Here is a 21,957-nt window from a genome sequence, read left to right as displayed (position 1 = left end):
CTGCGGCGGTGCGCCAGCGGCGGATTATCGCCCAGCCCAGAAGCCCGGCACCCGGGCCAGCGCCCGCAGCGCGCGACGGCTGCTGCGCGCGCTGGTGGCCAGGCGGGCCTGCAGGTAGCCGGCCGCGAACCAGGCGCGCGGATCCGTGCCGGCCTCGTCACGAAAATGCTCCGCCGCCACGGCCATGTCGTTGTGCAGGCCCAGCGCGTCCTGGGCGGGCACCAGCGCCTCGGCAAAGCGCCGGCCCTTTTTGCCGGGCCACATTCCGGGCGCGAATTCCCGCGCAAAGTCCGCCAGGTAGCGCAGGCGCTTGAGCCGCTTGCGCACACGGTGCTGCTGCGCCAGCGGCAAGCGGTCGAAGTGCCGGCCGTCGCGCAGCACCTGGCGGTGCAGGCGCGCCAGCCGCCGTGCCAGGTACTTGCGCGTGCCTGCGGCGGACAGGTGGGCAAAACGGGCCGATGGCTCTGCCTGCGGCGCCTGCGCCAGCGCCTGGATCTCGGCCAGCGCGTGCAGGAACGGCGGCTCGCGCACGGCAGCGGCTGCATCCGCCTGCACGGCCTGCGGCGCCTGCCACTCGCACAGGGGCGCATGGGCTGCCTGCAGCAGCGGGCGCACCACATCGGCCAGCGTATCGGCATCGCGCAGCGTGCCCAGTTGCGCAAAGGCCTGGGCCAGGGGGTCATCCCATTCGGCGCGCATGCCGGGCGCCAGCCCTGTGCACTCACGCAGCACGGTGCGCAGGCGCCGCAGGGCCACGCGCAGCTGGTGAATGGTCTCGGCATCGCTGCCACCGCCCTCCAAAACCGCCAGATGCGACTGCACCTGGGCCAGGGCAGCAGCCAGCGCCGCACGCACAAAGCCGGCCGCATCGGGCCGGTCAGGGTGCTGCTTCGCAGGGGTGGACATGGTCAGGAGAGGGTGTGCGGGCGTTGCTGCGATTGTGGGCACCGCCCGGCCCCCGGGTCAATCGGCGCCCTCCCCGCTCAGGCTGTGCAGCGCGGGCCGGGCAATGCGCACATAGTCGGCCGAGTCCAGCACGATGGAGCGGTCCAGCCGGCCCGCGTTGAAGGCGATCTCGCCAAAGCGCTCTACCAGGGCCGGGTCCACCACCAGGCGCACCTGCGGGTTGAAGGAGAACGGCGGCACCGATCCCATCACGCAGCCCGTGGCGGCCTGGGCCTCCTCGGGCGAGGCCAGCGTGGCCTTGCGCACGCCCACGGCCTGGGCCAGGCGCTTGAAGTCCAGCTTGCGGTCGCCGGGCAGCACGGCGAGGAACAGCTGGGGATCGCCCGCACCGGCCGCTTCGCGGCTCTTGCAGAGCATGGCCTTGGCGCCCTGGCCGGGGGCGGTGCCACGGATTTCGGCGACGAGGTCAGAGCGGCCTTCGGCCGGATGTTCCAGCACGCGAAAACGCGCGCCCTGGGATTGCAGCAGGTCTACAAGGGTGTCGAACATGGTGGAAGCGCAGAGAAGTCGTCTGGATTTTGACATTTTGTCCAATTCAAAACAAAATGTCCAATATGACCCAACGAACCCCTGAACAGCGCCAGCTTCTGGAGCAGCTGGCCCAGATCGCCGAAGGCCTGGGCCAGACCTTTGCCCCGTTCTGCGAGGTGGTGGTGCATGACCTGCTCGACCCGTCCCACGCGGTGCTGGCCATCCACAACAACCTGTCGGGCCGCGAAGTGGGCCAGGGCGCGACGGAGCTGGGCCTGGCCCGCATCCTCGACCCCGGCTACGAGCAGGTCATCGCCAACTACCCCAACCAGTTCGCCGATGGCCGCCAGGCCAAGAGCACGTCCATCGGCATCCGCGACTCCGAGGGCCGCTACATCGCCGCCCTGTGCATGAATGTGGACCTGACGATGTTCCAGGGCTTCCAGGGCATGCTCAACCGCTTTGCCGCCGTCAGCGGCGACACCCCCGCGCGCGAAATGCTGGACCCCACGGGCGCCGGCGCAGGCGCCGACACGGTGCGTGCCCGCATCGACCAGTTCGCGGCCCGCCTGGCGACCACGCCGCGCGCCCTCAAGCCCGAGGAGCGCCGCGCCCTGGTCCGCGAGCTCAAGGGCGCCGGCCTGCTCGATGTGCGCCGCTCCATGGAGACCATTGCCGCCCACCTGGGCGTGTCGCGCGCCACGGTCTACAGCTACGCCAAATAGCTTCCGGCACCCCGCCGATCTGCAACCCCTTCTTTCCCGTACCGATGACAAGCCTTCCCACCTACGACGACGTGGCCGCAGCGGCCCAACGCATCCAGGGCCATGCCCACCGCACGCCCGTGCTCACCTCGCGCACGCTGGACGATGCGCTGGGCGCCCGTGTCTTCCTGAAGTGCGAGAACCTGCAGCGCATGGGCGCCTTCAAGTTCCGTGGTGCGTTCAATGCGCTGTCGCGCTTCAGCCCGGCGCAGCGCAAGGCCGGCGTGGTGGCGTTTTCCTCGGGCAACCACGCCCAGGCCATCGCCCTGGCAGCGCGGCTGCTGGAGATCCCCGCCACCATCGTCATGCCGCATGACGCTCCCGCCGCCAAGGTGGCGGCCACCAAGGGCTATGGCGGCCAGGTGGTGGTCTACGACCGCTATACCGAAGACCGCGAGCAGATCGGCCGCGACCTGGCCGAGCGCCACGGCCTGACCCTGATCCCGCCCTACGACCACGCCGACGTGCTGGCCGGCCAGGGCACGGCCGCCAAGGAACTGTTCGAGGAAACCGGCCCGCTGGACGCCCTCTTCGTGCCGCTGGGCGGCGGCGGCCTGCTGTCAGGCACCGCGCTGTCAACGCGCGCGCTCAGCCCCGACTGCGCGCTCTACGGCGTGGAACCCGAGGCCGGCAACGACGGCCAGCAGTCGCTGCGCGCGGGCCGCATCGTCCACATCGAAACGCCCAAGACCATTGCCGACGGCGCCCAGACCCAGCACCTGGGCGGCATCACCTTCCCCATCATCCAGCGCGACGTGACCGACATCCTCACCGCCAGCGATGCCGAGCTGGTCGACGCCATGGGCTTCCTGGCCACGCGCATGAAGCTCGTGGTCGAGCCCACCGGCTGCCTGGGCCTGGCCGCCGCGCGCCAGAAAGGCGAAGAGCTGCGCGGACGGCGCGTAGGCATCATCCTCAGCGGCGGCAATGTGGACATGCAGCGCTTTTGCAGCCTGCTGGGCGCGCCGATGTGAATTCGCCACAGGGCCCTGAAAAACGACTGGGCACGCTGTGGAGCCGGCTTCTATACTGCGGCGGCAATTGTGAATTAATGTTTCATCGTTAACAAATCCACAACCCCAGCGTGCTTGCCAGGCAGCCCCGAGGACCAGAGGATGCCGCCGCGCGCCCACCACTGCGCCCCATGAACAAGCCCACCAGCCTCCATTCCACCTGGATCATCCCGGCCCTTTCCTCCTTGCTGGTCCTGCATGCCGCAGGCGCCATGGCGGCCGACATCACGCTCACCCCCCCGGCGGGCGGCGGCTTTGTCATCAAGAACCAGGGCGGCCAGGAGCGGTTCAGGGTGCAGGACAGCGGCCAGGTCTACGTGCCCGGCCTGCCCGCCACCACGCCCGGCAACCAGCTGACCTGCCATGACGGCGCCACCGGCCAGCTGGTGCAATGCGCGGCAGGCACCGGAGTGGGTGCAACGGGAGCCACAGGCGCGACAGGCGTCACGGGCGCCACGGGTCCTGCCGGTGCCACGGGAGCCACCGGCCCCACAGGCGCAACCGGCGCCGGCGCAACGGGTGTCACCGGCGTCACTGGGCCTACGGGAGCGACAGGCATCACCGGCGCCACGGGAGTGACGGGAAGCACCGGGGCCACCGGAGCCACGGGTGTGACGGGCTCGACCGGAGCCACCGGAGCCACGGGCATCACCGGGCCTACGGGTGCCACGGGGACGACCGGTGCCACCGGCCCCACGGGAGCCACCGGCCTGCAGGGCACGGCGGGAACGGCCGGGCCGCAAGGCATACAGGGCATTACCGGGGCCACGGGCACGACAGGCGCCACTGGCAACACCGGCGCCACTGGCAGCACCGGAGCGACCGGGCCCACGGGTGCCACCGGCCCCACTGGCAGCGTAGGCTCCCTGACCGAGGCGTTCGCCAGTACGGCATGCGTTCCCAGCAACACGGTCGCCACCAGTGTCACGGCGACCTGCACGGCCGGGTCCGTTGTCTCGGGCGGATGCAACTCGGCCGACCCTACCCAGCATTCGTTGGCCGGCTCCCGGCGCCTGACCAGCAACCAATGGATCTGCACCTACAACTGCGGCAGCACAGCCAACATCACGGCCTACGCGTACTGCCAATAGGGCGGCCCGCGCAAGCCGCCGCCCTCACCCGCGCGGGCTGAAGGTGCGCGGAAACACCACGGGCGCGCTGCGGTCGGCCAGGCGGTAGCCCATGGCGGGGCGGCGTGACGTGCCCTCCACCTGGCCTGCCTCGACCAGAAAGCCGGCCGCCATCATGCGCGTGCGAAAACCGCTCTTGTCCACGGGGCGGCCCAGCACCACTTCGTAGGCCTGCTGCAGCTGCGGCAGCGTGAAAGGCTCGGGCAGCAGGAACGCGGGCAGCGAGGTGTATTCCACCTTGCCCCGCAGCCGCTCCACCGCTGCGCGCAGGATCTCGCCGTGGTCGAAGGCCAGCGCAGGCTCGCGCAGCAGTTCATCGACGGCAAACCACGACACATCGGCCGCATTCGCGCCCTTGGCCAGGATCAGGTCGTGCCCCGGGATCAGCGCGAAATACACATGCGTGGCCGACCAGCCACGCGGGTCGCGCGCCGCGCCGCCCCAGCTTCCCAGCTGCTCCAGGTAGGGGCTGTCCACACCCGTCTTGTCCAGCAGCTTGCGCCGAGCGCAGGCCAGCAGGTCCGCGTCCTGGCGCACATCCACAAAGCCGCCGGGCAGCGCCCACAGCCCCGGAAACGGCTCGCTGCCCGCCGTGGGGCGCTGCACCAGCAGCACCTGCAGGGCATCGTCTGCCACCGTGAAGATGACCACGTCCACCGTGGTGAACGGGCGCGGGAAGTCCAGCGCGCCCTGCGGGGATGGGGAATTTTTTTCAGCCATGGGATGGATTGTGCTTGACGTGCCAGATTTTAAGTTGCACTATGCAACCCATACAAGTTGCACAGAGCAACTTAAAGGAGAAGCACCATGTTCGGCATCCGTTTCATCAAGTCCCAACCCACGGTCCACCTCATGCAGTTCCGCGCCGGCAAGGTGGTGCGCGAGGGTGCGGGCCAGTCCTTCTTCTACTACGCGCCCACCACCACCCTGGTCGCGGTGCCCGTGGGCAGCCAGGACTGCCACTTCATGCTGGAGCTGGTGACGGCCGACTTCCAGAGCGTCACCGTGCAGGGCCAGGTCACCTACCGCATCAGCACACCGCGCCAGACCGCCACGCTGATGGACTTCTCCCTGGCGCGCGACGGTCAGAAATACATGTCCGAAGACCCGCAGCGCCTGGGCGACCGCGTGACCATGCAGGCCGAGGTCATCATCCAGCAGGCCGTGCAGGCGCTGGACCTCAAGCAGGCGCTGCGCTCCTCGGCGCTCATTGCGCGCACGGCCCAGCAGGAGCTGGCCGCCCAGCCCGAGATCGAGGCGCTGGGGCTGGAGATCCTGGGCGTCTCGGTCATGGCCGTCAAACCCACGCCCGACATCGCCCGCGCGCTGGAGGCCGAGGCGCGCGAATCCAACCTCAAGGCCGCGGACGACGCCGTCTATGCCCGCCGCATGGCTGCCGTGGAAAACGAGCGCGCCATCCGCCAGAACGAGCTCGATACCGATGTGGCCGTGGAAAAGAAAAAGCGCCAGATCCGCGAGGCCCAGCTGGAAGCCAAGGCCGCCCAGATGCGCAAGGAAAACGAACTGCGCGCCGAACAGATGTCTGCCGACGTGGCGCTGGAGACCAGCCGCCGCGACTTCGTCGAAGGCCAGGCCGCCAACAGCCGCACCCTGGCCGAGGCCGAGGCCTACCGCGTGGGTGCCGTCATGCAGGCCCTGGAAAAGGCCGACCCGCGCATCGTGCAATCGCTGGCCGCCGTGGGCATGCAGCCGGGCCAGCTCATCGCCCAGGCCTTTGGCGGCATTGCCGAGAAGGCCGAGCGCATCGGCCAGCTCAACGTCTCGCCCGAGCTGCTGCAGTCGCTCATGGGTGCCGGTGCAGGCCATGCAGCCGCCGTGCCCGATCCCGAACCCGCAAGGAGCCGCCGTGAACGCCAATGAACGCAAGACCGTGCTGGTGGTGCGGCGCACGCGGCTCGATGAGCTAGTGGCCAAGTACCACACGCTGTCCCAGGCGCGCTTCTACATCGAGCACCTGGGCGCCGACTTCGGCGACTACCTGCGCGAAAGCGCCGCCTACGCCGCCGCCCTGCAGGCCGTGGTGCAGGCGCTGGAGGCGCGCGGCCGCTACCAGATCGTGGACCGCGCCCTGGTGCCCAACTTCGTCTTCGGCGCCGACGACATCGTGGTGGCGCTGGGCCAGGACGGCATGGTGGCCAACACCATGAAATACCTGGACGGCCAGCCGCTCATCGGCGTCAACCCCGAGCCCGCGCGCTGGGACGGCCTGCTGCTGCCCTTCGCCCCCGCCGACCTGGCCGCCCTGCTGGGCGACGTGGCCGCCAACCGCCGCCCCACGCGCGCCGTCACCCTGGCCGAAGCGCGCCTGAGCGACGGCCAGGTGCTGCGCGCCGCCAACGACCTGTTCATCGGCCCGCGCAGCCATACCTCGGCCCTGTATGACATCACGCTGGGCGAGCGGCGCGAATCCCAGTCGTCCTCCGGCCTCATCGTCGCCACGGGGCTGGGCTCGTCCGCCTGGATCAAGAGCATCGTCACGGGATCGATGGGCATTGCCCGCGCCGTGCGCGGCGCATCCACCGACTTCGAATACCAGCCCTTCGCCTGGGATGCGCCACGCCTGGACTTCGCCGTGCGCGAGCCCTTTCCCAGCCGCTCCTCCACGGCCGAACTGGTCTACGGCCAGGTCACCGCCGGCCAGCCGCTGACCCTGCGCTCGCGCATGCCCGACCATGGCGTCATCTTCTCGGACGGCATGGAGGCCGACTACCTGCAGTTCACGGCGGGCATGCAGGCCACCATCGGCCTGTCGGACCGGCAGGGCTGCCTGGTGGTGTGAAGCCCGAAGCACGGACAATCATCAACACAACAAGAAAATCCATGGAAATGGACCGTATGAACAACAAGAACACACTGACATCGACCAGCAAATTCATGAGCCTGGTCCTGCGCCACAACCCCGGCCGCGCCGGGCTCGCCCTCGACGCCCAGGGCTGGGTCTCCATCGACGCATTGCTGCGCGGCGCCCAGGCGGCCGGCCGCAACATCTCACCCGCACTGCTGATGGAGGTGGTGCGCAGTTGCCCCAAGCAGCGCTTTGCCATCAGCGCCGACGGCCTGCGCATCCGCGCCAGCCAGGGGCATTCCGTGCAGATCGACCTGGGCCTGCAGGCCAGCGTGCCGCCGCAGCGCCTCTACCATGGCACGGCCACGCGCTTTCTGGACTCCATCCTGCGCACCGGCCTGGACCGGCGCAACCGCCACCACGTGCACCTGACCGACAACCTGGCCACGGCCCGCTCCGTGGGCCAGCGCTATGGCCGGTTGGTGCTGCTGGAGATCGATGCGGCGCGCATGCATGCCGATGCCTGCCTGTTCTACCGCTCGGACAACGGTGTCTGGCTCACGGACAGCGTGGCACCGCACTACCTGCGCGTGCTGGCCGAAGAGGAACACGATGAAACCCATCATTGCCCTTGACGCCGATGGCGTGCTGCTGGACTACAACCGCGCCTATGCCGGTGCCTGGGAGCGCGCGTTCGGCCAGCGCCCCGCCGAGGCCGACCCCCATGCCTACTGGGCCATGGACCGCTGGGCCGTGCAGGCGCTGGACGGCGAGCGCCTGCAACAGTTCAGGGCCTGCATGGACGACGACTTCTGGCGCAGCATTCCCGCGCTGGGCAATGCCTTGCAGGCCTGCCAAGACCTGCAGGGCGCCGGCTACGAACTGGTCTGCGTGACGGCCCTGGCGGCGCGCTTCGAGCAGGCCCGCCTGGGCAACCTGCGCGACCTCGGCTTTCCCATCGACCGCGTGATCGCCACGGGCCGGACCACCGGCCTGCGCAGCCCCAAGGCAGACGCCCTGCAGCGGCTCGGCCCGGTCGCCTTCGTGGACGACTATCTGCCCTACCTCCGGGACATTGGCCCGGGCATTCACGCGGCCCTGGTGTGCCGCGGCCCGAACGGCACGCCCAACACCGGGCCGGACCTGGTCCACGCCCACTCGCAGCACGCAGACCTGATGGCCTTCAGCCAGTGGTGGCTGCAGCAAGCTCCATCGCATTCCTGAAACGGCACATACGGCAACGAGACAGCCCATGACCACCACAGACCACATCGCCTCCCTGCAAGACCTCCAGCACGCCATGGCCCAGGGTCTCACCCCGCGCTTCCTGCCGTTCTGGGGCCACCAGCCTGCGGCCGATGGCTCCATCGGCAAGACCTGCATGAGCCAGTGGTTCGAGGCGGGCTTCGAGGTCGATGGCCAGCACTACCCCACGGCCGAGCATTTCATGATGGCGGGCAAGGCACGGCTGTTTGGCGACGAGGCGGCGCACGCGGCCATCGTGCACTGCCGCACGCCGGGCGAGGCCAAGAAGCTGGGGCGTGGCATCCAGGGCTTCGATGAAGCGGCCTGGGTGGCCGCGCGCATGGGCATCGTGATGCGCGCCAACCAGGCCAAGTTCTCCCAGAACCCGGCCCTGGCCGGCTATCTGCTGAACACGGGCGAGCGGGTTCTGGTGGAGGCCAGCCCCGTGGACGCCATCTGGGGCATCGGCCTGGCCGCCGACGACGTGCGCGCCACCGACCCCGCGCGCTGGCAGGGCCTGAACCTGCTGGGCTTTGCCCTCATGCAGGTGCGCGCGCGGCTGCGCAGCACCGCTCCTGACCGACCATGAGCGCGAGCACAGGCATGGCCATGGACACGCTGGACCGATACCGTGGTGCCCTGCTGGGCCTGGCCTGTGGCGACGCCGTGGGAACGACGCTGGAATTCCAGCCGCGCGGCAGCTTTGCGCTGCTGACCGACATGGTCGGCGGCGGCCCCTTCTCGCTGCCCGCAGGCAAGTGGACCGACGACACCTCCATGGCCCTGTGCCTGGCCGAAAGCCTGCTCCAGCGCAGCGGCTGCGACCCGCAGGACCAGATGACGCGCTATGCCAACTGGTACGAATGGGGGTACTGGAGTTCCACCGGCAACTGCTTTGACATCGGCATGGCCACCAGGGCGGCCATCCAGCGCTTCCTGGCCACCGGCGATCCGCTGGCCGGGTCGCCCGACCCGGACCAGGCCGGCAACGGCTCCCTGATGCGGCTGGCGCCCGTGCCCATGTTCTTCGGCCCCGACGAGGACCTGGTGCAGCGCATGGCTGAACTCAGCTCACGCACCACCCACGCGGCACCTGAATGCCTGCAGGCCTGCCGCCTGTTCGCCGTGGCGCTGTGCCGGGCGCTGCAGGGACTGCCCCGGTCGCAGGTTCTGGACCTGGGCGGCGTTCTGCAAGACTGCGCCAGCCCACGCCTGCGGGAGATTGCCCGTGGCGACTATCGCGACAAGCCGGCCGCACAGATACGCGGCAGCGGCTACGTGGTGGACAGCCTGGAGGCGGCCCTGTGGTGCTTTGCAAGGCATGACAGCTTTGAAGGCGCGGTACTGCAGGCCGCCAACCTGGGCGATGACGCCGACACCACGGCAGCCATCACCGGCCAGTTGGCCGGAGCCACCTGGGGCGCCAGCGGCATTGCAGGCCGCTGGCTGGAACGCCTGCACCTGGCCCCTGAGATCACAGCCCTGGCCGATGCGCTCTGGCAAGCCGCCAGAGGTGCCAGTGACGCTTCTCCGACCGCACCTCTCAGCAACTGAGCGGACTGGACCAGGCTTGTCTGCGCAACCTCCACGCACCCGAGCTTCGTGACACGCGGGCCTTGCTCTTTACGAATGGCGTGCATGGGCGGCTTTTGACTGAGCCACGCTCCATTATCAGAGCAGTCTGATTGCATCACCTCATATCTTCGGCGTAGAGTGCGAAATACTAAAGAGGCCACCCATCGAATGATTCGATGCTTTCATTTCCAGCCCCTCATTATTCACTCAAAAGTTCAATAAAACTATTGCGTGATATTTTCGAGAATCATACTTCAGCAATGGAGCGAATCAGTATCATGCATTCTTCTTTCATTCCCTCATTTTTCTCGCAAGTACGCCGCCTTGCATTGATCGCCCTTCCATTTCTCATCGCCTTTTCAGCGGCAACGATGAACACCAATGCCTTTGCCGGAGGCGTATTCTCCCCCACCAGCTCCAGCATTTCACTGCCCGAGGAAATAACAGTACCCGGAAATTACTCCAACGGATCTACGCTATGGAAGTCTACGGCAACCGTATTTAATCTTCGAGCAGTGCTGAACACGGCATTCGAGTACGATGTTTCCAACGCCGTTGTAGCCGCCAATGTTCAATCCGGGACCAAGACGCCCGGATACAATAATGTCTACAGCACCAATATTCCCGGCATTGGAATCCGCTGGTGGGCAACATGGCGCGGCCCCAGCGCTCCCAGTGGCAGAACCATGCCCATTACCACCGAATCAGAAAATCATTCGGGCGCGCTGGGTTATTTCTGGAATGTCAGTTCACACCCCCAGGATGTCTGGATCGAGCTGGTGAAAACCGGCAACGTTTCCGCTGGCACGCTAACGGGCTCCGGGATGAACGTCGAGATGCGATTCCAGTGCCCCAGCTGCACCGCAGGAAACGTCAACCTGTCCGGCCGCACCAGGGTGGTGGTCGGTCCCTCCTGCTCGGTGGCCGCTTCGACCATCTCCGTACCCATGGGCGCTGTGCCCATCCTGCGTTTCACGGGCCTCCAGTCCACCTCCATCCCCCAGCACTTCGACATCACGCTGGAATGCAAGGGCGGCGCGCCCGAAAGCGTTCTGCGTCCCCACATCACGCTCACCGATGCCAATGACACCAGCAATCAGAGCACCGTCCTGACCTTGAGCCAGACCGCGCCAGACGGCAAGCCGGTTGCCACCGGAATAGGCATACAGATACTGAAGGATGGCACCGCTCTCGGCTACGGCCCGGATTCCAACGTGCCTGGCAACACCAACCAATGGAGTGCGGGAACCATCGTCCAGGGCGTTGCCCAGTTCAAGATCCCGCTGACTGCCAAATACGTGCAGACCGCTGCGGCAGTCACGACGGGGCAGGCCAACGGCAGGGCCACCTTCACGCTGAACTACCAGTGAGCAGCGTCCCCGCCCTCAGGGCTTCTTGTCCAGTTGCATTTCCCAGGACTTGAGCTGCTTGGCGCGGGCGCGGGCGAAGTCGCTCCAGCAGTTGGCGCGCGCATCGTCCTTGGCAAAGCTGGCGGAATTGAATTCAGAGAGGAACTCACAGGCACTGCGTGCGTACTGCACCCAGTTCCTCTGCGCCACTTCCAGCTCTTCCGACGCCTGGGGCATGCGGGCCTTGAGCTTGAGCGACAGCGAGGCGTAGGCGGCCTTGACCATGGCCACGTTCTGCTCGTGCAGGCAGGCGCGCACCTCGGACATGTTGGTGGAGCTTTCCTCGCAATTGCCCGAGCTGGTGGGATTGGCGGCCCAGGCCACGGGGCTGGCACACAGCAGGGCGGCGCAGGCGAGAGGGGCGAGTAGGGACGCTAGGGCTTGGTGCATGGAAGAGGGCTCGCTGGGAGGTGCCGGTGGGCGCAGCACCCCGGCCGTCGCGATTACACCATCGACCCGCCCTGCCTCGGGCCCACATTCCCCTGGTGATCACCCTGATGCAGCGACGCAAAGCGCATAAACATGCTCCCAAAGCTTTGTTGCCGTGGGTCAAGGGCGGCCAGAAGATGCAGGCGTACGCATCTTTCGTTGGCCCTGTTATTCCCCGCTCCCCCGCTCCCGCCATGCACACAAGCCCCACCCTGCGCCGCCAGCCCCGCGCCACCCTTTCCGCATCCCTGACCTTCATCGCCGCCGCGCTGGCCCTGGCCTGCACCCAGGCCCGGGCCGATGCCACGCTGGACAAGATCAAGCAGCGCGGCAAGGTCACCATTGGCGTGCTGGTCAATGGCGGGCCCTTCGGCTCCATCGACCCGTCCACCCAGCAGCTCGTGGGCTGGAACCCCGAGCTGGCACGCGCCCTGGCCAAGGGCCTGGGCGTGGAGGCCGAGCTGGTCCAGGTGCAGACCGCCACGCGCGTGCAGTTTCTGCAGGCCGGCAAGGTGGATCTGCTGATCGCCTCCATGGAGCTGAACCCCGACCGTGCCGAGACCCTGGGCTACGCGCCCACGCCTTTCTACCGCGTGGGCGGCATTGCCGCCGTGCGCAAGGGCAGCGGCATCGCCAGGTGGGAAGACCTGCGCGGCAAGCCCGTGTGCGTGTCCCAGGGCAGCAGTTTTGCCAAGCCGCTGGCCAGCGAGTACGGCGCCCAGGTGCATGGCTACAAGAGCTCGTCGGACTCGCTGCTGGCGCTCAAGGGCGGCAACTGCGTGGCCGCCGTGCATGACAGCACGCTGATCTACCCGCTGCTGCGCAGCAACCCCGAATGGGCGCAGTACTCGGCCCCCATCGCCGGCGAGGTGCTGCCCGCGCCTTCCGTGGTCTGGACCCGCAAGGGCGAGGCCGACACCATCGCCGCCGTGGACAAGGTGGTGCAGGACTGGCACCGCACGGGCTGGCTGATTGCCGCCGAAAAGCGCGTGGGCATCGAGCCGGCCAACCCGCTGCTGCCCGAGCTGCAGGCCAAGTTCAAGTCCGCCAGCTGACCGCCGGCCGCCACGGCGGTCCACCCCTGCTTTTTTTCCGACCACCCAGGCCCAGGCCCCGCAGGACGGGGCCGGGCCTTCCGTTCCCTGATGGATTCACGCATGCCCCGCCTTCTTCCCCCCCTTGCCGCCGCCCTGGCCCTGCTGCTGGGCGCCGGTGCCGCCCACGCCGATGCCACGCTGGACAAGATCAAGCAACGCGGCAAGCTGTCCGTGGGCATTGATGGCGCCAGCCCGCCGTTCGGCGTGCTGGACCCCGCCACCGGCAAGACCGGCGGCTACCAGACCGAGCTGGCCGCCGACATCGCGCGCCGCCTGGGCGTGCCGCTGGAGACGGTTCCCGTGACCGCCTCCACGCGCGTGCAGTTCCTGCAAAGCGGCAAGGTGGACCTGTTGATCGCCAACATCCAATGGACGCAGGAGCGCAGCGAGATCCTCTCGTTCGCGCCCACGCCCTATGACCTGATCGGCGGCGGCGCCCTGGTGGCCAAGGCCAGCGGCATCAAGCGCTGGGAAGACCTGCGCGGCAAGGTGGCCTGCGTGTCGCAGGGCAGCAACTTCGCCAAGCCCCTGGCCGAGAGCTATGGCGCCGTGGTCAAGGGCCTGCGCGGCATTCCCGAGTCGCTGCTGGCGCTCAAGGGCGGCACCTGCGCGGCTTCGGTCCATATCCAGCCCGCGCTCTATGAAAAGCTCACCGGCCCGAATGCAGCCGAGTGGAAGGACTTCGAACTGGGCACGCAGGACCAGTTGATTCCCTCGCCCACCGTGGTGTGGACACGCCGCGGCGAGGCCGACACCCAGGCCTTCGTGGACAAGGCCATCCAGGACTGGCACCGCACGGGCTTTCTGCTCAAGGTTGCCCGCGCCAGCGGCGTGCCCGACACCTGGATCGCCGAGCGCCACGAACGCGCGCTGAAGGGCCAGTTCGACCGCGCGCCCTACGACTTCGCGGTGTATGCGGCAGCACAAGCCGATGCGCAGGCAACCCAGGCCGCCGTCAAGGGAGCCAAGCCATGAAGCCGACCCGCACCGCACTGGCGGCCCTGCTCGCCCTCACGGCCCTGGCAGCCCATGCCGACGCCACGCTGGACCGCATCAAGCAGCGCGGCAAGATCGTGGTGGGCGTGATGCTTTCGGGGCCGCCGTTCGGCACCATCGACCCCGTCACGCAAAGGCACGTGGGCTACAACGTGCAGCTGTCCGACGGCGTGGCCAAGGGCCTGGGCGTGGGAGTGGAGACCGTGCAGGTCCAGCCGTCCAACCGCGTGCAGTTCCTGCAGCAGGGCAAGGTGGACATCCTGATCGCCAACATGCAGTGGACGCAGGAGCGCAGCGAGATCCTGTCCTTCGTGCCCACGCCGTTCGAGGAAGTCGGCGGCGCCGCCATCGCCAAGAAGGGCAGCGGCGTGCGCCAGTGGGACGACCTGCGCGGCAAGCCCGTGTGCGTGTCGCAGGGCAGCAATTTCACCAAGCCGCTGGCCGATCAATACGGCGCCCAGATCAAGGCCTTCCGGGGCCAGCCCGAGTCGCTGCTGGCCCTCAAGGGCGGCAACTGCGCGGCCGCCGTGCATGTCAGCCCCACGCTGCGCGAACTCGTGGCCAGCAATGCGGACTGGAAGGACTACGAGATCGTCTCGCCCGCCGACATCATTCCCTCGCCCTCGGTGATCTGGCTGCGCAAGGGCGAGTCCGACACGCAGGCGGCCATCGACCGCATCGTGCAGGACTGGCACCGCACGGGCTGGCTGATCGAGGTGGAGCAGCGCAACGGCATGACGCCCACGCCGCTGCTGCACCAGCTGCACGACAAGTTCAGGAAGGCGCCCGCATGAGCACCAACACCCGCACCAACACCAGCACCAGCACCAGCGGCCACATCACCGGCCCCGCCGACCTCATCACCGCGCTGCGCCACGCCCTGGGCGATGCCCATGTGCTCACGGGTGCCGATGCGGCCGGCTACCTGACCGATCAGCATGGCCGCCTCACGGGCCAGGCCCTGGCCGTGGCACGGCCTGCCGACACGGCCCAGGTGGCGCAGCTGGTGCGCCTGTGCCGCGCCCACCGCACGCCCATCGTGGCCCAGGGCGGCAACACCGGGCTGATGGGCGGCGCCACGCCCGACGCCTCGGGCCACGCCGTGCTGCTGTCGCTGGCCCGCCTGAACCGCGTGCGCGCCATCGACACCGACAACGACACCCTGACCGTGGAAGCCGGCGCCGTGCTGGCCCATGTGCAGCAGGCAGCGCGCGATGCGGACCGGCTGTTCCCCCTCAGCCTGGGCTCCGAGGGCAGCTGCACCATTGGCGGCAACCTGTCCACCAACGCGGGCGGCACCCAGGTGCTGCGCTACGGCAACGCGCGCGAGCTGGTGCTGGGCCTGGAAGTGGTGACGGCCGAGGGCGACATCTGGGACGGCCTGCGCGGGCTGCGCAAGGACAACACCGGCTATGCGCTGCGCGACCTGTACGTGGGCAGCGAAGGCACGCTGGGCATCATCACGGCGGCCACGCTGCGCCTGCATCCGCTGCCCCGCGCCCAGCACACGGCCCTGCTGGCCTTTGGCTGCATACGCGATGCGGTGGCCTTCCTCAGCCAGGCGCGGGCGGGCTTCGGTGCCAGCCTGACGGCGTTCGAGCTGATGTCGGACACGGCACTGGGCCTGATAGCCCGCCATGTGCCTGAGCAGCCGATACCGCTGGCGCTCAACGCGCCCTGGTTTGCGCTGATCGAGCTGTCCGACAGCGAGGGCGAGGACCATGCGCGCCAGCGCTTCGAGTGCGTGGTGGGCCAGGCCTTCGAGGACGGCCTGGTCACCGATGCCGCCATTGCCGAGAGCCTGCAGCAAAGCCAGGCCCTGTGGCGGCTGCGCGACCAGGCCCTGGGCGAGGCCCAGCGGCGCGACGGCCGCAACATCAAGCACGACGTGTCGGTGCCCATCTCGCGCATCCCCGACTTTCTTGCGGCCACGGCCGCGCTGCTGCAGGCGCGCTTTGGCGCCGTGCGGCCCGTGGCCTTCGGGCACCTGGGCGACGGCAACCTGCACTACAACGTGTCGCACGCGCCGGACAGCACGCCCGCGCAGCTGTTTGCCCAGGAAGACGCCATCCACGAGGTGGTGCACGACAGCGTGCACGCCCACGGCGGCTCCATCAGCGCCGAGCACGGCGTGGGCCAGACCAAGCGCGACCTGCTGCCCCGCTACAAGAGCGCCGTGGAGCTGCAGCTCATGCGGCGTCTCAAGCAGGCCTTCGACCCGCTGGGCCTGCTCAATCCCGGCAAGGTGCTGCAAGCCCTGCCGGACGATTTGCCGCACGACTTGCCGCAGGTTTCTCCAACGCCAGCCGCCGCATTCCAGGAAGGCCCCACGCCATGACCACGCCCTTTCCCCTTTCGCAGCGCGTGCAGCGCGTCAGGCTCTCGCCCAATGCCGCGGCCAGCGCGCGGGCCACGGCCCTGGCCCGCCAGGGCCGCGACATCATTGCGCTGACCACGGGCGAGCCCGATTTCGATACGCCCGAGCCCATCAAGCAGGCCGCCATCGCGGCCCTGGCCCGTGGCGAAACCAAGTACACGCCCACGCCCGGCACGGCCGCGCTGCGCCAGGCCATCAGCGCCAAGTACCGGCGCGAGAACGGCCTGGACTTCGACGCCGGGCAGATCATCGTCAGCAACGGCGGCAAGCAGGTGATCTACAACGCGCTGGCGGCCACGCTGGATGCGGGCGACGAGGTCATCGTGCCCGCGCCGTACTGGCCTTCGTTTCCCGACATCGTGCGCGTGAACGACGGCACGCCGGTCATCGTGGACTGCGGCATTGAGCAGGGCTTCAAGCTCACGCCGGCCGCGCTGCAGGCCGCCATCACGCCGCGCACGCGCTGGCTGGTGCTGAACACGCCGGGCAACCCCTCGGGCGCCGTCTACAGCCGCGAGGAACTGGCCGCCCTGGCCCAGGTGCTGCGCCTTCATCCGCAGGTTCTGGTGCTGCTCGACGAGCTCTACGAGCACATCTGGTTCACGCCCCAGGCCCCCGCGCACTGGCTGGCCGTGGCCCCCGACCTGCGCGAGCGCACGCTGCTGGTCAACGGCGTCTCCAAGACCTATGCCATGACCGGCTGGCGCATCGGCTGGGGCGCAGGCCCGGCCGCGCTGGTGCAGGCCATGGTGGTGATCCAGTCGCAGGCCTCGTCAGGCCCCAATTCCGTGGCCCAGGCCGCAGCCACGGCGGCGCTGCAGTCGCCCGACCAGAGCTTTGTGCAGCAGGCCCGCAACGCCTATGCGCGGCGCGCGCAACGGGTCACCCAGGCGCTGGACCAGGTGCCGGGCCTGGCCCTGCTGCCGCCGGGCGGATCGTTCTTTGCCTTTGTGCACTGCGGCGCGCTGATAGGCCACCTGCGCCCGGACGGCCAGCCCATCGCCAGCGACACCGACCTGACCGAATGGCTGCTGGAGTCCGAAGGCGTGGCTGCCGTGGATGGCGGGGCCTACGGCCTGTCGCCGTATTTCCGCATCTCCACCGCCGCCAGCGACGAGGTGCTGGCCGAGGCCACGGCCCGCATCGCACGTGCCGTGGCCGCGTTGAAAGACCCCGCTGCGCAAGCGCAAGCGCATGCACAGCCGGCTGCCCTGGAGGCCGTGCCATGAACGACAGCCTGCTTGCCCAGGGCGTGCAAGCGCTCAAGGGCCTGGGCCTGAACTACGCCTTCGTGCTGGATGTGTCCGAGCGCCAGGCCTTTGTGCGCGGCATGTTCGTGACCGTGCAGCTGGCCCTGCTGACCATTGCCGGCAGCCTGGCGGCCGGCGTGGCGCTGGCGGCGGCCCTGACCTCGGGCCGCGCCTGGCTGGCACGGCCCGCGCGCGCCTTTGTGGAGGTCACGCGCAATACGCCCACGCTGGTGCAGCTGTACTGCGCCTTCCTGGTGCTCAACATGCTGATCACCCAGCAGCTGCGCGACTGGGGCGCGGGCAACAACCCTCTCACGCCTTTTGTCTGGGTGGTGATCGTGGTCTCGCTGCACAAGGGCGTGTTCCATGCCGAGGCGCTGCGCGCCGGCATCGAGGCCGTGCCCGCCACCACGCTGGAGGCGGCGCGCTCGCTGGGCTTTTCGCAGCGCCAGCTGCTGGTGCGCGTGCAGCTGCCGCTGGCCGTGCGCTTTGCCCTGCCCTCGCTGACCAACAACCTGGTGGACCTGGTGAAGATGACGGCCGTGGCCTCGGCCATTGCCGTGGGCGACGTGACCTACGAGTCCATCATGATCTGGTCGCAGCGCGACAACGTGCTGGAGCTGCTGCTGCTCATCCTGCTGTGGTTCGGCCTGCTGACCTGGCTGGTCAGCCTGGCGGGCCGCTGGCTGGAACAACACCTGAGGATGCCCGGCTATGGCCAATGAAGCCACCCTGAACACCGGCGCCGCGCCCCGCCCGCTGCCCGCCGCCCTGCTGCGCGCGGCGCGCAGCCCCTGGCTGATCGCGGGCGCCGCACTGCTGGCCCTGTGCGCCTGCTGGGCCGCCACGGACAGCGCCCCGCCCGCCTTCGTGCACCTGTGGAAATGGCTGCCCGCGCTGCTGCGCGGCCTCCTGGTCAACATCGAGATCAGCGTGCTGGCCGTGGCCATCGGCACCGTGGCCGGCCTGGTGCTGGGCGCCCTGTCGCTGTCGCCCACGCCGGCCGTGCGCACGGGCGTGCGCTGGTATGTGCAGCTGTTTCGCAATGCGCCCATCCTGGTGCTCATCTACTTCACCACCTATGTGTTCCCGTTCGAGCTGAAGCTGGTGGGCTGGACCTTTCCGTTCCCCGACTGGGTCAAGGTGGTGCTGGGCCTGGCCCTGCCCACCAGCGCCAACGTGGCCGAGATCTTCCGGGGCGCCATCCAGTCCATTCCCAGCGCGCAGTGGGAGGCAGCCCAGTCGCTGGCCTTTCGCCGCAGCGAGATCTTCCGCCTCATCGTGCTGCCGCAGTGCGTGCGCCGCATGCTGCCGCCGTGGATGAACCTCTACGCCAGCATCACCATGAGCACCTCGCTGGCCTCGCTGGTGGGCGTGCACGACGTGGTGGACACCGCCCAGATCGCCAGCAACACCGTGGCACGCACGGACTTCACCATCCTTGTGTATTTCACGCTGCTCGCGCTGTTTTTCGCCTATTGCTATCCGATTGCCCGCGCCACCCGCGCCCTGGAGCGACGCCATGAACGCCACTGACTCCTTTCTCTCCCAACTCGCCACGGCCGATGCCCCCGCAGGCACGGCACCCGCCCTGGTCCACCTGCAGGATGTGCACCTGTCCTTTGGCGACAACCAGGTGCTCCAAGGCATCGACGTGCAGGTGCGGCGCGGCGAGGCGGTGACCATCATCGGGCCCTCGGGCTCGGGCAAGTCCACCATCCTGCGCTGCATCACCGGCCTGCTGCGGCCCCAGCGCGGCGCCATCTCGGTGGCGGGCACGCGCGTGGACCAGCTACGCACCGAGGCCGAGCTGATCGCCCTGCGCAAGCGCGTGGGCTTCGTCTTCCAGCAGTACAACCTGTTCCCCCATCTGTCGGTGCTGGAGAACCTGGTCATCGCCCCCACGCGCGTGGTCGGCCGCGACCGCGCCACGGCCGAGCGCGAGGCCCGCGCCCTGCTGCAGAAGGTGCGCCTGGACCACAAGGAATCCGCCTACCCCGGCGAGCTGTCCGGCGGCCAGCAGCAGCGCGTGGCCATTGCGCGCGCCCTGGCCATGCGGCCCGAGCTGATCCTGTTCGACGAAGTGACCTCGGCCCTGGACCCCGAGACCGTGGGCGAGGTGCTGACCGTGATCCGCGACCTGGTCAGGGACGGCATGACCTGCGTGCTGGTCACGCACGAAATGCGCTTTGCCGAAGAGGTCAGCGACCAGGTCTATTTCACCGAGGCCGGCCGCATCGTCGAGCACGGCCCGGCCGCCCAGATCTTCGGCAGCCCGCGCAGCGAGCGCACGCGCGAATTCCTGCAGCGCGCCCTGGGCGATGGTGCACGGTCCAGGCCTGCGCCAGCCGCCCCGGCCACAACGCCGCTGCCCTTCAACAGCCTGCGCTTTGCCCTTTGACCCCCCACCTCCAGGAGCACATCCCATGACCGCAGAAACAACGACTGAAACCCCGGCCGGCACAGGCGCAGATACAGGCACCCATACAGACACCGCCGCCCGGCGCCGCCAGGCCGTGGACGCCGCCCTGGCCGACGTGCGCCAGCTGCTGCAGGCCGGCGCGCCCGACCGCAGCACCCTGTCGGCCATCACCACACGCCTGGAGCAGCTGGCCGCGCACAAGGCCTTGTTCAGCCGCGCGGACTTCCCCCCGCCCGCGCAGACCGAGGGCGTGGGCGCCTCCACGCGCTACCGCCTCAACCCGGCCGATGGCGATGCGGGCCTGGCCCTGTACCTGAACTCCATCAACCCCGGCAAGACCACGGCGCCGCACAACCACACGACCTGGGCCGTGATCGTTGCCGTCGAAGGCCAGGAGCTCAACCGCCTCTACGAACGCACGGACGACCGCAGCAACCCCGCACGCGCCAGCATCCACCTGGCGCGCGAATTCACCGTGCAGCCGGGCGCCTCCATCGCCTTCCTGCCCGATGACATCCACAGCATTGCCGTCGTGGGCAAGCAGCCCACGCTGCACTTCCATCTCTACGGCCAACCGCTGGAAACCCTGAGCGGCCGCGTGGCCATCGACCCCGACACCGGCGAAGTCAAGAACTACAACGCCGCCTACTTCCGTCCCAGCGAGGCCGTGGCATGAGCACGCCCCAAGACAAGCAACGGCCCCTGGGCCCGTCGACCCGCCTGCTGCACGCAGGCACGCCGCCGCTGCAGGGCGGCTCCGGCCCCGTCAACGTGCCCGTGGTGCGCACCAGCACCGTGCGCTTTGCCGACAGCGCCGCCTACGCCGACCTGCACCACCGCCGCGAGGCCGGCGAGCGCGTGGCCTCCTACGGCCGCCACGGCCTGGACACGCACCGCGCGCTGGAAGACGCCGTGGTCGCGCTGGAGGGCGGGCACCGCGCCTTTCTCACGCCCTCGGGCCTGTCCGCCATCACCCTGGTGCTCATCGCCCTGCTCTCGCCCGGCGACCATGCCCTGGTGGCCGACAGCGTCTACTCTCCCGTGCGCCGCGTGGACGCCACCTTGCTGCAGCGCCTGGGCATCACGCTGGAGTACTTCTCGCCCTCGCGCGACGATCTGGCCGGCAAGATCCGCCCCAACACCCGCCTGGTCTACCTGGAATCGCCCAGCTCCCTGCTCTACGAGGTGCTGGACCTGCCCGCCCTGGCCGCCGTGGCACGCCAGCACGGCATTGCCGTGGCTACCGACAACACCTGGAGCGGCGGCTGGTTCTACCAGCCCCTGGAGCACGGCGCCAACCTCTCCATCCAGGCCGCGACCAAGTACATTGCCGGCCACTCCGACGTGATGCAGGGCATCGTCATCACCGACGGCCCCGCGCTGTCGAAGAAGATATCCACCGCCTACGAGGCCCTGGGCCTGACCATAGGCGCCGACGACGCCTACCTGGCACTGCGCGGCCTGCGCACCCTGCCCGTGCGCCTGGCCCAGCACCAGCGCCACGCCACCGAAATCGCCCAGTGGCTGGAGCAGCAGCCCCAGGTCGGCCGCGTCTTCTACCCGGCCCTGCCCTCCGATCCCGGCCATGCGCTGTGGAAGCGTGACTTCAGCGGGGCCAGCGGGCTGGTGTCATTCGCGTTTGCCGAAGGGGTGGACGCCGGTGCCGGCGCCGTGTTCGTTGACTCGTTGCGGCAGTTTGCGCAGGGGGCTTCCTGGGGCGGGTATGAGAGCCTGGCGCTGGTGGCGCAGCCTGAGCGGTTGCGGGAGCACAGTGTGTGGACGGGGACTGCGCCTGTGGTGCGGCTGCATGTGGGGCTGGAGGATCCTTTGGATCTGATTGCGGATCTGGAGAGGGGGTTTGGGGGGGTGGTGGAGCGGTTCAGGTTGGCTGCCTGAGCTTCCTTTTTGACTCTGTCGCGCCTCTGGCGACAGAGGCCGGGTCTCGGCCCGGCAGCCGACTGCCCTTTCTTGATTCGCCAAGAAAGGTCAGATCAAAGAAGGCGACCC

At 68.8% G+C, this 21,957-nt stretch carries 24 protein-coding genes; 20 read left to right on the top strand and 4 right to left on the bottom strand.

What is annotated here, in order from left to right; translation table 11 throughout:
• Positions 1–24: 24 nt before the first annotated feature.
• Complete coding sequence (locus BW39_RS20345) at positions 25–906, bottom strand: CHAD domain-containing protein (protein WP_043823894.1); 882 nt, start codon at positions 904–906, stop codon at positions 25–27.
• A gap of 57 nt (positions 907–963) precedes the next feature.
• The gene (locus BW39_RS20340; protein ID WP_043823893.1) at positions 964–1,455 is read right to left on the bottom strand and encodes a YbaK/prolyl-tRNA synthetase associated domain-containing protein; all 492 of its coding nucleotides are present in this window, start codon (positions 1,453–1,455) and stop codon (positions 964–966) included.
• Positions 1,456–1,520: 65 nt separating this feature from the next.
• On the opposite strand from BW39_RS20340, the gene BW39_RS20335 reads away from it, so the two are divergent.
• From BW39_RS20335 to BW39_RS20325, 3 genes are all read left to right on the top strand, one after another.
• Complete coding sequence (locus BW39_RS20335) at positions 1,521–2,162, top strand: helix-turn-helix transcriptional regulator (protein WP_043823891.1); 642 nt, start codon at positions 1,521–1,523, stop codon at positions 2,160–2,162.
• 44 nt (positions 2,163–2,206) lie between these two features.
• Positions 2,207–3,175 carry a threo-3-hydroxy-L-aspartate ammonia-lyase gene (locus BW39_RS20330; protein ID WP_043823888.1) on the top strand — a complete coding sequence of 323 codons (969 nt, stop codon included), beginning with the start codon at positions 2,207–2,209 and terminating at the stop codon, positions 3,173–3,175.
• A gap of 170 nt (positions 3,176–3,345) precedes the next feature.
• Complete coding sequence (locus tag BW39_RS20325; protein ID WP_043823886.1) at positions 3,346–4,305, top strand: hypothetical protein; 960 nt, start codon at positions 3,346–3,348, stop codon at positions 4,303–4,305.
• A gap of 24 nt (positions 4,306–4,329) precedes the next feature.
• Here the strand turns inward: BW39_RS20325 and BW39_RS20320 are convergent, their stop codons facing one another.
• Entirely contained in the window at positions 4,330–5,064 is a 735-nt protein-coding gene (locus tag BW39_RS20320) for an NUDIX hydrolase (protein WP_012207554.1), read from the bottom strand.
• Between the two features lie 87 nt (positions 5,065–5,151).
• Between BW39_RS20320 and BW39_RS20315 the strand changes: the two genes are divergently transcribed.
• The 7 genes from BW39_RS20315 to BW39_RS20285 all read left to right on the top strand — a co-directional run bounded on the left by BW39_RS20315 (position 5,152) and on the right by BW39_RS20285 (position 11,340).
• On the top strand, positions 5,152–6,225 hold the full coding sequence (locus BW39_RS20315) for an SPFH domain-containing protein (protein ID WP_043823884.1): 1,074 nt from the start codon (positions 5,152–5,154) through the stop codon (positions 6,223–6,225).
• A complete protein-coding gene (locus BW39_RS20310) occupies positions 6,212–7,144 on the top strand; it encodes a sugar kinase (RefSeq protein WP_043823883.1) in 933 nt (310 codons plus the stop codon). The genes BW39_RS20315 and BW39_RS20310 overlap by 14 nt, the downstream gene beginning before the upstream one ends.
• A 56-nt stretch (positions 7,145–7,200) precedes the next feature.
• Entirely contained in the window at positions 7,201–7,785 is a 585-nt protein-coding gene (locus tag BW39_RS20305; protein ID WP_013800594.1) for an RNA 2'-phosphotransferase, read from the top strand.
• Positions 7,763–8,374 carry an HAD family hydrolase gene (locus tag BW39_RS20300; RefSeq protein WP_043823882.1) on the top strand — a complete coding sequence of 204 codons (612 nt, stop codon included), beginning with the start codon at positions 7,763–7,765 and terminating at the stop codon, positions 8,372–8,374. The genes BW39_RS20305 and BW39_RS20300 overlap by 23 nt, the downstream gene beginning before the upstream one ends.
• 28 nt (positions 8,375–8,402) lie before the next feature.
• The gene (locus tag BW39_RS20295) at positions 8,403–8,984 is read left to right on the top strand and encodes an NADAR family protein (protein WP_043823881.1); all 582 of its coding nucleotides are present in this window, start codon (positions 8,403–8,405) and stop codon (positions 8,982–8,984) included.
• The gene (locus BW39_RS20290; protein WP_235264251.1) at positions 8,981–9,949 is read left to right on the top strand and encodes an ADP-ribosylglycohydrolase family protein; all 969 of its coding nucleotides are present in this window, start codon (positions 8,981–8,983) and stop codon (positions 9,947–9,949) included. Before BW39_RS20295 ends, BW39_RS20290 begins: the two co-directional genes overlap by 4 nt.
• A gap of 299 nt (positions 9,950–10,248) precedes the next feature.
• Positions 10,249–11,340, top strand: coding sequence for a fimbrial protein (locus BW39_RS20285; protein ID WP_235264250.1), 1,092 nt, complete (start codon positions 10,249–10,251; stop codon positions 11,338–11,340).
• Positions 11,341–11,355: 15 nt separating this feature from the next.
• Here the strand turns inward: BW39_RS20285 and BW39_RS20280 are convergent, their stop codons facing one another.
• Positions 11,356–11,769 carry a lysozyme inhibitor LprI family protein gene (locus BW39_RS20280; protein WP_043823879.1) on the bottom strand — a complete coding sequence of 138 codons (414 nt, stop codon included), beginning with the start codon at positions 11,767–11,769 and terminating at the stop codon, positions 11,356–11,358.
• A 233-nt stretch (positions 11,770–12,002) separates the two neighbouring features.
• Between BW39_RS20280 and BW39_RS20275 the strand changes: the two genes are divergently transcribed.
• The 10 genes from BW39_RS20275 (at position 12,003) to metC (ending at position 21,846) form a co-directional block, all read left to right on the top strand.
• Positions 12,003–12,863 (top strand): transporter substrate-binding domain-containing protein, encoded by an 861-nt coding sequence (locus BW39_RS20275; protein ID WP_012207562.1) that lies wholly within the window; start codon positions 12,003–12,005, stop codon positions 12,861–12,863.
• Positions 12,864–12,965: 102 nt separating this feature from the next.
• A complete protein-coding gene (locus BW39_RS20270; protein WP_043823910.1) occupies positions 12,966–13,880 on the top strand; it encodes a transporter substrate-binding domain-containing protein in 915 nt (304 codons plus the stop codon).
• Positions 13,877–14,695 carry a transporter substrate-binding domain-containing protein gene (locus BW39_RS20265; protein WP_043823878.1) on the top strand — a complete coding sequence of 273 codons (819 nt, stop codon included), beginning with the start codon at positions 13,877–13,879 and terminating at the stop codon, positions 14,693–14,695. The genes BW39_RS20270 and BW39_RS20265 overlap by 4 nt, the downstream gene beginning before the upstream one ends.
• Entirely contained in the window at positions 14,692–16,239 is a 1,548-nt protein-coding gene (locus BW39_RS20260) for an FAD-binding oxidoreductase (protein ID WP_043823877.1), read from the top strand. Before BW39_RS20265 ends, BW39_RS20260 begins: the two co-directional genes overlap by 4 nt.
• A complete protein-coding gene (locus BW39_RS20255) occupies positions 16,236–17,507 on the top strand; it encodes an aminotransferase class I/II-fold pyridoxal phosphate-dependent enzyme (protein WP_043823876.1) in 1,272 nt (423 codons plus the stop codon). Before BW39_RS20260 ends, BW39_RS20255 begins: the two co-directional genes overlap by 4 nt.
• Entirely contained in the window at positions 17,504–18,253 is a 750-nt protein-coding gene (locus BW39_RS20250) for an amino acid ABC transporter permease (protein WP_034397155.1), read from the top strand. Before BW39_RS20255 ends, BW39_RS20250 begins: the two co-directional genes overlap by 4 nt.
• Positions 18,243–19,064 (top strand): amino acid ABC transporter permease, encoded by an 822-nt coding sequence (locus tag BW39_RS20245; protein ID WP_013800582.1) that lies wholly within the window; start codon positions 18,243–18,245, stop codon positions 19,062–19,064. The genes BW39_RS20250 and BW39_RS20245 overlap by 11 nt, the downstream gene beginning before the upstream one ends.
• A complete protein-coding gene (locus BW39_RS20240) occupies positions 19,051–19,929 on the top strand; it encodes an amino acid ABC transporter ATP-binding protein (RefSeq protein ID WP_043823875.1) in 879 nt (292 codons plus the stop codon). The genes BW39_RS20245 and BW39_RS20240 overlap by 14 nt, the downstream gene beginning before the upstream one ends.
• A 25-nt stretch (positions 19,930–19,954) precedes the next feature.
• Positions 19,955–20,626 carry a cysteine dioxygenase family protein gene (locus BW39_RS20235; RefSeq protein WP_043823874.1) on the top strand — a complete coding sequence of 224 codons (672 nt, stop codon included), beginning with the start codon at positions 19,955–19,957 and terminating at the stop codon, positions 20,624–20,626.
• Complete coding sequence (metC, locus tag BW39_RS20230) at positions 20,623–21,846, top strand: cystathionine beta-lyase (RefSeq protein WP_043823873.1); 1,224 nt, start codon at positions 20,623–20,625, stop codon at positions 21,844–21,846. The genes BW39_RS20235 and metC overlap by 4 nt, the downstream gene beginning before the upstream one ends.
• Positions 21,847–21,957 lie beyond the last annotated feature (111 nt).

Source organism: Delftia sp. RIT313, assembly GCF_000632165.1.
In the GTDB taxonomy this organism is placed as follows: Bacteria; Pseudomonadota; Gammaproteobacteria; order Burkholderiales; family Burkholderiaceae_C; genus Comamonas; species Comamonas acidovorans.
The sequence above is the reverse complement of the archived record's forward strand: the minus strand, read 5'-3'. Positions and strand labels throughout refer to the sequence as shown.